Origin of the sequence: Terrabacter terrigena (genome assembly GCF_042676085.1) — a bacterium.
GTDB lineage: Bacteria > Actinomycetota > Actinomycetes > Actinomycetales > Dermatophilaceae > Terrabacter > Terrabacter terrigena.
Map to the genome: position 1 here is coordinate 1 of NZ_JBHTKH010000027.1, position 12127 is coordinate 12127.

The following is a 12127-nucleotide window of genomic DNA, read 5'->3' on the forward strand; positions in this document are numbered from 1 at the left end:
ACCACCGGCCCCACTCAGCGATCGGGAAAGTCGCACCCATCACCAGGCTGGACAACCTGGCTGGACATCACAGCTAGAGGGCGCGGAGGTCGAGGAGGTAGCCCTGGGCGGGGCCGATCACCGGAACCGGTAGGCCGACCTCGGTCAGCACCGCTCCCGGCACGACGAGCCCGTCGCCCTCGAGCGCACGCCCCCACCAGGCCGGGTAGGTGTTCTGCACGACGGCCGGCAGCCCCGCCTCCGGGCGGACGCGGACGGCATACGACCTCGTGGGGTCGAGGCCCGGCAGCGGCACCGACCCGGTCACGGCGTCGCGGCCCGTCATGAGGCGGGCCACGCTGTAGACCGCGTGGCCGCGGTCGGCGTCGACGGTTCCGGTCACCTGCAGCGTGCCGTCGGGGGTCTCGGACCGCACCAGGTCGCCCGTGTGGAGCAGCGGTCGCAGCTCCCGCGCGAGCGACGTCCACGCCGTGAGGGCTTCGAGCTCCCCGGCGGAGCACGTCGTGATGTCCCACTCGAGGCCGGGGTGGCCCTGCAGGGCCATGAGCATGCGGAAGCCGAGGTCCAGCGTCCGGTGCGTCGTGTGGGCCGTGCCCGGGCCGACGTGGGTGCCCATCAGCTCGGCCGGCACGAGCAGGCTCGTCCAGCGCTGGATGTTCGCCCGCTCGAGGGCGTCGTTGCAGTCGCTCGTCCAGATGCGGTCGGTGCGGTCGAGCACCGCCAGGTCGACACGTGCCCCGCCGCTGCTGCACGACTCGATCTCGAGGCGGGGGTGGCGCGCCCGGAGGTCGTCGAGCAGGCGGTAGAAGGCCAGCGTGTGGGCGTGGACCGCGGGGGCGTCGACGAGCCGACCACCGGGCCCGTCGACCGTGTGCACCGCCTCGAGCAGGTCGCGGTTGTGGTCCCACTTGATGTAGTCGATGCCGATGTCGGCGACGAGCCCGCTGATCCGCTCGAGCAGCTGCTCACGGGCGGCGTCGTTCGTCAGGTCGAGCAGCTGCTGCCAGCGCCACTCGCGCGGCGAGCCGGCGGCCGGGCGCAGCACCCACTCGGGGTGGGCGCGCACGAGGTCGCTGTCCTCGTTGACCATCTCGGGCTCGAACCACAGCCCGAACTCGAGACCGAGTCCCTTGACGTGGTCGACGAGCGGGCCCATGCCCTCTGGCCACACGTCGGTCGAGACGACCCAGTCACCGAGGCCGGCGCGGTCGTGGCGGCGGCCGCCGAACCAGCCGTCGTCGAGGACGAAGCGCTCCACACCGATGCGGGATGCCGTGTCGGCCAAGGACTTCAGGTGGTCGAGGTCGGTCTCGAAGTAGACGGCCTCCCACGTGTTGAGCACGACGGGCCGCGGCCGCGAGGGGTGGCCGGCACGGGACCGGAGGCTGCGGTGCAGGCGCCGCGAGAGCCCGTCGAGGCCCTCGGTCGAGTGGACGAAGACGACCGTCGGGGCGGCATACGACTCCCCCCGCGCGAGGCGGACCTCGCCCGGCGCGAGCAGCTCGCCGCCACCGATGACGGCGTGGTGGCGTCCCGCGCCCTCGGGCAGGGCCTCGACGAGGTGCTCGTGGTTGCCGCTCCACGCGGTGTGCACGGCCCAGACCTCGCCCGTGCGCCAGTCGAACCCGCGCGTGCCGGCCATCATCAGAAGGGTCGCGTCGTGGCCGGTGCGGCCGCGGCGGCTCGCCCGCAGGTGCGTCCCGTGGTCGAGGTGGCTGCGCTGCGGTGAGCGCTCGCGGCACCAGCGGCCGGTGAGGTCGAGCACCTCGTCGGCGCGCAGCGGCAGGGGCAGGATCGCGCGCAGCGCCGAGACGTCGAGCGGCGCCGCGTCGTCGCTGGTGCTCGTCACCGACGCGTCGACCCGCAGCACCCCGTGCTCGTCGAGGGCGTGCCGCAGCTCGAGCCGTATGCCGTCCGGTGAGCTCGCGCGCGTGACGACCGTCGCGCCCTCCGCCTCGCAGGTCACGTCGAGCCAGCGCACCGCGCCGGAGCCGCCGGCGCGGTGGCCGGCCCAGCCGGGCGTGCCCGACCAGCCGTCCGCCTCGCCCGGGAGCAGCGTGAGCGGCCACGGCTCGTCGAGGGCGCTGTGGCCGACGGGTGCCAGCGTGATCGCCGACAGGGCGGCATACGTGCTCGCCCCGCCCTCGAGCGCCGGGCCCCAGTGGATCACCTCCGGCAGCCCCGAGCCGCCGGGGCGCGGCTCGAGCACGAGCGCGGTCCCGGCGGACTCGATGTGGACGATGGACGAAGTGGTGCGTGGGGTCTGGTCGGTCACGTCATCCCTTGGTCGCGCCGAGCGTCAGGCCCGCCACGAAGTGTCGTTGGAGCACGAAGAAGATCACCAGGGTCGGGATCGCGACGATCATCGACCCGGCGGCGACCAGGTTGTTGTCGGTGAAGAACTGGCCACGGAGGTTGTTGAGCGAGCTCGTCACCGGGAACTTGTCACCCTGCTGGAGCAGCACCGTGGCCCAGAAGAACTCGTTGTAGATCCACGTCGTCTGAAGCACCGCCAGGGCAGCGAGAGCGGGTCGGCAGAGTGGCAGCGTGATCTGGAAGAACTGGCGCGTCACGCTCGCGCCGTCGATGACGGCCGACTCGTAGAGCTCCTTGGGCAGCGCCTTCATGTAGTTGCTGAGCACGAAGGCGCAGAACCCGGTCTGGAAGGCCACGTTCACGAGGATGAGCCCCTGGAAGCTGTTGAGCAAGGTGCCCGACTCGCTGAACCAGAACGGCACCTCGATCGACCGGAACATCCGGTAGACCGGGATGAGCAGCGCCTGCGGCGGCAGCAGGTTCGCGGCCATGAAGAAGCCGAGCAGCGCGACGTTGATCCTCCAGGAGAAACGAGCGACGACGAACGCGATGCAGGCCGAGAGGAAGAGCGTCAGGATCACTGCCGGCACCGTGATGATCGCCGAGTTCCAGAAGTGCAGCCCGAAGTCGCCCTGGTCCCAGGCGTTCTTGTAGTTGTCGAGCGTGAAGCCTCCCCACGAGATGTAGCCGTTCTTCGCCGTGTACGCGTAGTCACGGAACGAGTTGACGAGGGCCAGCACGAGGGGGCCGAGCCAGATGAGCGAGACGACGGTCAGCACCACCGGGAGGAACCATCGGCGGCCGGACCGGACACCCCCTTCGCGCGGCTTGAGCAGCGCTGTCTCGCGGGCCTCGACGGGGTTGGACGTCAGTGTCTGGTCGGACATCTCAGTCCTCCTTCATGGCGATGCGCAGGTAGACGAAGACGAGCACGCTCGAGATGAGCAGCATGATCGTCGCGAGGGCCGACCCGAAGCCGATGCGGCTCGCCTCGCCGACGACGTTCTGCGTGACGAGCGTGGATATGAGCTCGAGGCCGTTGCGGCCCTTGTTGATCACCCAGACGAGGTCGAACGCGCGCAGCCCCTCGATGAAGGTGACGACGAGCACGATGATGTTGATCGGGCGCATGACGGGGAACACGACACGGAAGAACGTCGTTCGCTCGCTCGCGCCGTCGACCTTGGCCGCCTCGCGCAGCGACGGGTCGACGCCCTTGAGGCCGGCCAGGTAGAGCAGCATGATGTAGCCCGCGTGTCTCCAGCTCGCCGCGACGAGGGCGGCCCAGAGGTTGACGTCCGGGTCGCCGTACCAGTCCGTCGACCCTCCCGTCACAGCGTTGATGAGTCCCTGGTCACGCGAGTAGATGAGCTGCCAGATGAAGCCGATGAGGGCCAGAGACAGCACGACCGGCAGGTAGATGCTCGTCTGGTAGAAGCGTGAGCCCGCGGCCCCGCGGTCGATGAGCACGGCGAAGAGCATGCCGAGCGGCGTCGCCACGAAGAACAGCACCGCGAGCCAGATGAGGTTGTGCTGGATCGCCGGCCAGAACGGCGGGTAGATCGTCGCGATGTCCTGGTAGTTCTTGAGGCCGACCGTCTTGATGCCGGAGAGCGGCCCAATCCCGTCCCAGTTGGTGAACGAGAGCAGGACCGAGCCGATCGCCGGGAGCCAGACGAGCCACAGGACGATGAGGGTGGGCACGACCACCATCAGGGCGACGACGATCCTGTCGCGGCCTGAGAGCTGGTCGATCCCCTTGTACTTTCGGGTGGTCGCCATGGCAGGTGCCTCCTCAGGAAGCGAAGATGCTCTTCTTCTGGGCCTCGACCTTCGTCAGGATGCCGTCGACGTCCTTGGGGTTCTTGATGAAGTCCTGGATGGCCGGGATCATGACCGTCGACGCGAAGTCGGGTCGCGTGTCGCGGTCCATGAACTGGGCGATCGACTTGGCGGACTTCACGAACTCGGCCGACTTCTTCTGGAGGGCCGTGTAGCCGCTCGTGTCTGCCTTGTCGTTGGTCGCGATGACGCTGGGGTCGGCCTTGAGGGCGAGCAGCTGCGCCTCGGGCTGCGAGATGTACTGGAGCAGCTTCTTGGCCGCGCCCTCGTTCTTCGGGCGGGCGCTCATCATGTAGCCGTCGATGGGGGCCTCGATGGCGTCGGTGCCGATCGTGGAGTCGACCTCGGGGAAGGTGAAGAAGTCGAGGTCGTCCTGCTCGGCGCCCTTCCCGAACTGCTGGGCGACGAACGCGCCGAGGAGGTACATGCCGGACTTCTTCTGCTGGAGCGACTGGGCCGCCTCCTGCCACGTGCGTCCGAGCGAGTCGGCCTGGTGGAGCGGCAGGATCCCGGCCCACGTGTCGAAGACCTTCTTGACCTTGGGGTCGGTCCACGCCTCCTTGCCCGCCATCAGGCTGACGTGGAAGTCGTAGCCGTTGACGCGCAGGTTGAGCTGGTCGAAGGTGCCCATGGCGGGCCAGCCGTCCTTGTCGCCGAAGGCGATCGGGTCGAGGCCGTCCTTCTTCATCTTGGCACCGAGGGCGGTGAGGTCGTCGAGGGTCTTGGGGACCTCGTAGCCCTTCTCCTGGAAGACGCTCTTGCGGTAGAAGATCGCCCACGGGTAGTTGGTGATCGGCACGAAGTACTGCTTCCCGTCCTCGGCCGTCGACGCCTTCTTCATGGCGTCGCTCATGCCCTGCATGTTGGCCCACACGTCGGAGATGTCGCCGACGAGGCCCTTCTGCGCGAAGAACTGCATGCGGTAGCCGGCGAACCACGTGAAGACGTCGTCGGGCGAGCCCTGCAGGTAGTTGTTGATGTTCTCCTGGAAGGTGTTGTGGTCGACGGTGTTGATCTTGACCGTCGTGCCGGCGTTCGCCTTCGAGAACGCGTCCATGTACGCCTTGACGGCCGCCTTCGGGACGGCGTCGGACTGGTTGGAGCCCACGGTCACCGTGCCGGTCACGGCACCGGTCGGGACACCTTGGCCGCTGGTGCCGCCGTTGCCGCAGGCCGCGAGGCCACCTGCTCCGAGGAGGGCGCCGACGCCGAGGGCGCCACGCAGCAGGGTCCGACGGTCGACGCCGCGGACGGAGGGGGGAACCATACGCGCGAGGTACTCGGCCTCACTCGTGGGGCGGGTCATTGCGGTCTCCTTTGACGCTGTGCGGGAATGTGTCAGAGGCAACGGATTCCAACATCCACCACCAGAAACCTCCAACAACAAACAGAGGATGTCGAGGTGGGCACCGTGCTGTCAAGGGGTCTGTCCACCCTCCTTCGTGTCCGCAACGGAACTGAAACCCAAGCCAATACGCTCCGCACCGCGCCGACAGGGCCACACCGTCCGCTCCTCGGACCGATGTGTTCGAAATTGTTGACATCGCCCACCGCGGCCCGACAGTCTGTGTGCCATGCGCTCATGGCCGACGAAGACCCTGGCACTCGGTGGCGACTACAACCCCGAGCAGTGGCCACGCTCCGTGTGGGACGAGGACGTCGACCTCATGCGCCGCGCGAACATCTCGTTCGTCAGCCTCGGGATCTTCTCGTGGAGCTGGCTCGAGCCGGCCAAGGGCGAGTACGAGTTCGAGTGGCTCGACGTGATCATGGACAAGCTGCACGCCGGCGGGGTCGCGGTAGACCTCGCCACCGCGACAGCCACCCCGCCGCCGTGGCTCTCGGCGGCGCACCCCGAGATCCTGCCCGTCGACGTCGACGGCCACACGCTGTGGCCGGGCAGCCGGCAGGCGTGGTGCCCGACCTCCCCCGTCTTCCGTGAGTATGCCCTGGCCCTCACCCGCCAGATGGCGACGCGCTACCACGAGCACCCCGCCCTCGCGATGTGGCACGTCTCCAACGAGTACGCCTGCCACAACCTCCCCTGCTACTGCGACGAGTGCGCCCGCCACTTCCGCACGTGGCTCGAGCGTCGCTACACGACCCTCGACGCCCTCAACGACGCGTGGGGAACGGCCTTCTGGAGCCAGCGCTACACGGCGTGGGACCAGGTGCTGCCGCCGCGCCGCTCGACGACGTTCAACAACCCGACGCACGTCCTCGACTACAAGCGGTTCTCCTCCGATGCGCTGCTCGACTTCATGCGGGCCGAGCGCGCCGTGCTCGACGAGCTGTCCCCCGGCGTCCCGGTGACGACGAACTTCATGACGCTCGACCACTTCCGCCACCTCGACTACGCGCAGTGGACGCCGACGGTCGACGTCGTCAGCACCGACCACTACATCGTCGACAGCCTCGAGCACCCGCGCTCCGAGCTCGCCTTCAGCGGCGACCTCACCCGCGGCCTCGCCGGCGGTGCCCCGTGGATGCTCATGGAGCACTCGACGAGCGCGGTCAACTGGCAGCCGACCAACCACGCCAAGTCCCCCGGCCAGACGATCCGCGACGCGCTCGCCCACGTGGCCCGTGGCGCCGACACGATCGGCTGGTTCCAGTGGCGGCAGTCGCGGGCCGGGTCGGAGAAGTTCCACAGCGCCGTCGTGCCGCACGCCGGTGCCGACAGCGCCCGGTTCCGCGAGGTCGAGGAGCTCGGTCGCATCGCCGGTCGCCTCGGCGAGCTGGTCGGCAGCCGGGTCGAAGCGAAGGTCGCCCTCCTGCACGACTACCAGGCGATCTGGGCCGCGGAGGGCCCGTGCATGCCGAGCACCGAGCTCGACGCACAGGAGGCGGCGCACACGATCCACCGCCTGCTGCACGACCGCGGCGTCACCTGCGACGTCGTGCACCCGTCGGCCGACCTCACGGCCTACGCCGTCGTCGTGGTGCCGCAGCTCTACCTCGTCACCGACGCGCACGCGGCGGCCGTCGCGGCCGCGGCCGAGGCAGGCGCCCAGGTTGTCGTCACGTACTTCTCCGGCATCAGCGACGAGAACGACCACGTGCGCCTCGGCGGCTACCCCGGCGCGTTCCGTGACCTGCTCGGCGTCCGCGTCGAGGAGTTCTTCCCGCTCGGTCCCGACAGCGACGTCGCCCTCGCCGACGGCACCGGCACGTGGTGGAGTGAGGACGTGACCACCCTGCCGGGCACCGAGGTGCTGACCACGTATGCCGGCGGGCCCCTCGCGGGTCGCCCCGCGGTCACGCGTCGCGACGTCGGCGGCGGAGCTGCGTGGTACCTCAGCACCCTCCCTGACGACGCCACTCTCGGGACCCTCCTCGACGACGTCCTGTCCGCCGCCTCCGTCGAGCCCGCCGTGGCGGACCTCCCGCGTGGTGTCGAGGCCACCCGGCGCAGCGACGGCACGCAGTCCTGGCTCTTCCTGCTCAACCACACCGACACGGAGCAGACTGTGGCGGCCAGCGGGTACGACCTCGTCACGGCCGCCGCCGTCGACGGCTCCGTCCGGCTCGCCGCCGGCGCCACCGCCGTGATCAGGCAGGAGTGAAAATGCTTGCCAGCCAACGACGCTCGGTCATCCTCGAGCTGGTCGAGGAGTCGGGAGCCGTGAAGGTCTCCGACCTCGTCGAGCGCCTCGGGGTCTCCGACATGACGATCCGTCGCGACATCGAGCGGCTGTCGAGCGACGGGCTGCTTGAGCGCGTGCACGGCGGCGCGCTCGCGCTCGGCGACTCGCGCAGCAGCGAGGAGCCGGGCTTCTCCGCCAAGTCGCTGCTGCAGCTCGCGCAGAAGCAGGCGATCGCGAGGGCGGCGGCTCGCCGGGTCGAGGCGGGCAGCGCCATCGGGATCTCGGCCGGCACCACCACCTACGAGCTCGCGCGCGCCGTCAAGGACGTGCCACAGCTGACCGTCGTCACGAACTCGGTGCCCGTGGCGCAGCTGCTGCACGAGTCGGGCGCGCCGGGCCAGACCGTCATCCTCACGGGCGGGGTGCGCACACCGTCCGACGCGCTCGTCGGGCCGGTGGCCGTCGCCGCCCTGCGTGCGCTCCACGTCGACCTGCTCTTCCTCGGCGCACACGGCGTCGACGACCGCAGCGGCCTGACCACCCCCAACCTCGTCGAGTCCGAGACCAACCGAGCGCTCGTCGCGTCCGCGCGCCACGTCTGCGTCCTCGCCGACTCCTCGAAGTGGGGCACGGTGGGCCTCAGCACCTTCGCCGACCTGGCGGAGGTCGACCTGTTCGTCACCGACGTCGGACTGCCCGGCCGGGCTCGCGAGACCCTGCGCGAGGTCGTCGGCTCCCTCGAGACCGTGGAGACCCCGTGACCACCCCGAGCCGCACGACGAGCCGCATGACGACGAGGCAGCTGGCCGACGGCCGCGAGATCATCTACGTCGACGAGCCGGGCACCCCGGAGCGTACGGCCGAGGACCAGCGTCCCGTCGAGCCGCGCGTCCGGTCCGGCGAGGTGCGCCACGACGCGCTCGTCGACGACTGGGTGGCGGTCGCAGCGCACCGCCAGCACCGCACCTTCATGCCGCCGAAGGACGAGTGCCCGCTCTGCCCCGCCGGCCACGGCTCCGTGCCGTCGGAGATCCCCGAGAGCGACTACCAGGTCGTCGTCTTCGAGAACCGCTTTCCCTCGTACGCCGTCACCTCCCTCGGGAGCGACGTACCCGACCCCTCGGGCATCTTCGGCACCCGCCCGGCCGTCGGGCGGTGCGAGGTCGTCTGCTTCACGAGTGACCACGAGGCGTCGTTCAAGGACCTGCCGGTCGAGCGGGTGCGCACCGTCATCGACACGTGGGCGCAGCGCACCGAGGCACTCGGGGCCATCCCCGAGGTCGAGCAGGTCTTCGCGTTCGAGAACCGCGGCCGCGAGATCGGCGTGACGCTCCCCCACCCGCACGGCCAGATCTACGCCTACCCCTACGTGCCCGACCGCACCAAGGCCTTGCTCGGGGCGGCTCGTCGCCACCACGAGCGCACCGGCCGGCTCCTCGGCGCCGACATCCTCGCGGCCGAGCGGGCCGACGGCTCACGGGTGGTCATCTCGGGGACGCACTGGACGGCATACGTGCCCTTCGCGGCGCGTTGGCCCGTCGAGGTGCACCTGGCCCCGCACCGCGACGTGCCCGACCTCGTGGCGCTCGACGACGACGAGCGCGACGAGCTCGCCGTGGTCTACCGCGACCTGCTGGGACGGCTCGACCGCTACTACGTCGCCGAGGACGGCTCGCCCGTCAGGCTGCCCTACATCGCTGCCTGGCAGCAGGCGCCGGCCAAGACCGGTCGTGACGTCTCGCGGCTGCACCTGCAGCTCATGTCGGTGCTGCGTGGTCCCGGCCGGCTGAAGTACCTCGCCGGCTCCGAGTCGGGCGTCGGCGGCTGGGTCAACGACGTCGCGCCCGAGCATGCAGCCGCGCGGCTGCGTGAGGTCGCTCCGTGATCGACCGGCTCGCCGCCGACTTCGAGCGCATCTTCGGTGCAGCGCCGACGGGCGTGTGGTCGGCACCCGGGCGGGTCAACCTCATCGGCGAGCACACCGACTACAACGGTGGTCTCTGCCTGCCGATCGCCTTGCCGCAGAGGACGTATGCCGCCGTGTCCCGTAGCGGCGACGGAGTGCTTCGCATGGCGTCGGCCCAGCAGGACGGCGTCGTCGAGGTCTCGCTCGACGAGATCTCGCCCGAGCGGCCCGGTGGCTGGAGCGCATACGTCGCCGGTGTGCTGTGGGCGCTTGCGAAGGACGGGCTCGAGGTCGGCGGCCTCGACGTGCTCGTCGACTCGACCGTGCCCCTCGGCGCCGGCCTGTCCAGCTCGGCCGCTCTGGAGTGCGCCGTGGCAGCCGCGTCCAGCGACCTCTTCGCCCTCGGGCTGCTCGGCTCCGCCGACGGGCGCGGCCGCCTCGCCGCCCGCTGCGTCGAGGCCGAGAACACCATCGCCGGCGCGCCGACCGGCGGCATGGACCAGTCCGCGTCGCTGCTCTGCGACGAGCGGGCCGCACTGCTTCTCGACTGCCGTTCGGGCGACACCCGCCAGGTGCCCTTCGACCTCGGCGGCGCCGGACACGTCCTCCTCGTCACCGACACCCGCGCCGAGCACGCCCTCGTCGACGGCCAGTACGCCGCCCGACGCGGGGCCTGCGAGCAGGCCGCCCGCGACCTCGGCGTCGAGACGCTGCGCGAGGTCGACCCGACGGCGCTCGACGAGGCCCTGGCCCGCCTTAGCCCCGGCGAGGTGCGCCGCCGTGTGCGTCACGTCGTCACGGAGATCGAACGGGTGGAGGCTGCGGTCCGTGCCCTCGAGGCTGACGACCTCACCGAGGTCGGCCGCCTCTTCGACGCGTCCCACGCCTCGCTGCGCGACGACTACGAGGTGTCGTGCGCGGAGCTCGACGTCGCGACGTCCACGGCGCGTGCCCACGGCGCGCTCGGCGCACGCATGACCGGCGGCGGCTTCGGCGGGTCGTGCATCGCCATCGTGCCGAGCGACCGGGCCGATGCGGTCGCGACGGCGATCGAGGCAGCCTTCGCCGAGGCGGGTTTCGCTGCGCCCCAGTCGTTCACGGTCACGGCGTCAGGTCCGGCCGCGCGCGACCGCTGAGCACGACGGAGGGCGGCCACCCGGTCTCGGGTGACCGCCCTCTCGAGGCGTCTGGAGCAGGCTGGCTCAGGCCGGGATGATCAGGCCCGAGGTCGCCTTGGCGCGCTCGAGGCGGGCCGAGACGTCCTCCCAGTTGACGACGTTCCACCAGGCCTTGACGTAGTCGGCCTTGACGTTCTCGTACTGCAGGTAGAAGGCGTGCTCCCACATGTCGAGCTGGAGCAGCGGGATCTGGCCGACGGGGATGTTTCCCTGCTGGTCGAACAGCTGCATGATGTGCGGCCGCTGCGCGATGGTGTCCCAGGCCCAGATCGACCAGCCGGAGCCCTGGATCGCGTTGGCGTTGGCGTTGAAGTGCGCCTGGAACTTCTCGAAGCCGCCGAAGTACTCGTCGATCGCGGCCTTGACCTCGCCCTCGGGCTGGCCGCCACCGTCGGGGCTCATGTTCTTCCAGAAGACGGAGTGGTTCGTGTGCCCGCCGAGGTGGAAGGCAAGGTTCTTCTCGACGCCGTTCACGGCGGCGTAGTCGCCCGACTCACGAAGCTCCTCGAGCTTGGTGACCGCGGCGTTGGCGCCGTCGACGTAGGCCTTGTGGTGCTTGCTGTGGTGCAGCTCCATGATGCGAGCGCTGATGTGCGGCTCGAGGGCTGCGTAGTCGTAGTCGAGATCGGGAAGCGTGTAAGCCACTTGTCGTTCCTTTCTGGAGACCATCCGGCTCCGCCCACTCTATGCCGGGGCAAACCGCCGTCGACAGTGGTGTCCGTGAGCACGGGCTGTGGGTCACGTACCCACTGGCCCACCCTCGGACCTCAACCTCGCTCGAGGTCAAATCCTTGTGGCTCAGGCCTTCTCGAGAAAGGTCCGCAGCACCTCGACGACGAGGCGGTGGTCCTCGACCTGCGGCAGGCCGGACACGGCGATGGTGCCGACGCAGCCGACCTCACGCACGTTGACCGGAAAGGCCCCGCCGTGGGCGGCATACGCGCCCGCGTCGAGGCGCGAGTCCTCCTCGAACGACTTGCCCCTCGCCCGGAAGCCCTCGCCGACGCGCAGCGACGACTGGCCGTAGCGGTCGACGACGGCGCTCTTGCGCTCGAGCCAGCTGTCGTTGTCGCACGACGCACCCGGTAGGGCCGCGTGGAAGAGCCGCTGACCGTTGCGGCGGATCGAGATCGCCACGGGGTGGCCGGCCGCGACGGCCGCGTCGCGCAGGGCGACACCGAGGCGCCAGGCGGTGTCGTCGTCGAACCGGTCGAAGACGAGGGCGGACTCGTGGGCGGCGAGCTCGTCGAGCGTGAAGTTCTGGGTCACGAGCCCGATTCTCCCCCTCGCGCCGCGCG

Annotated in this window: 10 protein-coding genes; 4 read left to right on the forward strand and 6 right to left on the reverse strand. The window is 70.2% G+C overall.

Translation table 11 applies throughout. The annotated features are described in order from the left end of the window. Nucleotides 1-73: 73 nt before the first annotated feature. The 4 genes from ACFQ2V_RS20985 to ACFQ2V_RS21000 are packed head-to-tail and all read right to left on the reverse strand — an operon-like array spanning nt 74 to nt 5464. On the reverse strand, nt 74-2275 hold the full coding sequence (locus tag ACFQ2V_RS20985; RefSeq protein WP_386054929.1) for an alpha-galactosidase: 2202 nt from the start codon (nt 2273-2275) through the stop codon (nt 74-76). A 1-nt stretch (nt 2276) separates the two neighbouring features. Beyond that, on the reverse strand, nt 2277-3203 hold the full coding sequence (locus ACFQ2V_RS20990) for a carbohydrate ABC transporter permease (protein ID WP_386054931.1): 927 nt from the start codon (nt 3201-3203) through the stop codon (nt 2277-2279). A gap of 1 nt (nt 3204) precedes the next feature. Continuing rightward, the gene (locus ACFQ2V_RS20995) at nt 3205-4098 is read right to left on the reverse strand and encodes a carbohydrate ABC transporter permease (protein ID WP_386054933.1); all 894 of its coding nucleotides are present in this window, start codon (nt 4096-4098) and stop codon (nt 3205-3207) included. A gap of 13 nt (nt 4099-4111) precedes the next feature. Continuing rightward, complete coding sequence (locus ACFQ2V_RS21000) at nt 4112-5464, reverse strand: ABC transporter substrate-binding protein (RefSeq protein WP_386054934.1); 1353 nt, start codon at nt 5462-5464, stop codon at nt 4112-4114. A gap of 268 nt (nt 5465-5732) precedes the next feature. Between ACFQ2V_RS21000 and ACFQ2V_RS21005 the strand changes: the two genes are divergently transcribed. The 4 genes from ACFQ2V_RS21005 to galK are packed head-to-tail and all read left to right on the forward strand — an operon-like array spanning nt 5733 to nt 10787. Further along, a complete protein-coding gene (locus tag ACFQ2V_RS21005; protein WP_386054936.1) occupies nt 5733-7724 on the forward strand; it encodes a beta-galactosidase in 1992 nt (663 codons plus the stop codon). A 2-nt stretch (nt 7725-7726) separates the two neighbouring features. Then, on the forward strand, nt 7727-8506 hold the full coding sequence (locus tag ACFQ2V_RS21010) for a DeoR/GlpR family DNA-binding transcription regulator (RefSeq protein ID WP_386054938.1): 780 nt from the start codon (nt 7727-7729) through the stop codon (nt 8504-8506). Beyond that, nucleotides 8503-9630: a galactose-1-phosphate uridylyltransferase gene (galT, locus tag ACFQ2V_RS21015; protein WP_386054940.1), complete on the forward strand. Its 1128-nt coding sequence runs from the start codon at nt 8503-8505 to the stop codon at nt 9628-9630. The genes ACFQ2V_RS21010 and galT overlap by 4 nt, the downstream gene beginning before the upstream one ends. Continuing rightward, complete coding sequence (galK, locus tag ACFQ2V_RS21020; RefSeq protein ID WP_386054972.1) at nt 9630-10787, forward strand: galactokinase; 1158 nt, start codon at nt 9630-9632, stop codon at nt 10785-10787. Before galT ends, galK begins: the two co-directional genes overlap by 1 nt. A 66-nt stretch (nt 10788-10853) precedes the next feature. Here the strand turns inward: galK and ACFQ2V_RS21025 are convergent, their stop codons facing one another. Both ACFQ2V_RS21025 and ACFQ2V_RS21030 read right to left on the reverse strand, forming a co-directional pair. After that, nucleotides 10854-11498: a superoxide dismutase gene (locus ACFQ2V_RS21025; protein WP_386054942.1), complete on the reverse strand. Its 645-nt coding sequence runs from the start codon at nt 11496-11498 to the stop codon at nt 10854-10856. Between the two features lie 129 nt (nt 11499-11627). Beyond that, nucleotides 11628-12098, reverse strand: a complete 471-nt coding sequence (locus ACFQ2V_RS21030; protein WP_386054944.1) for a heme-degrading domain-containing protein — start codon at nt 12096-12098, stop codon at nt 11628-11630. Nucleotides 12099-12127 lie beyond the last annotated feature (29 nt).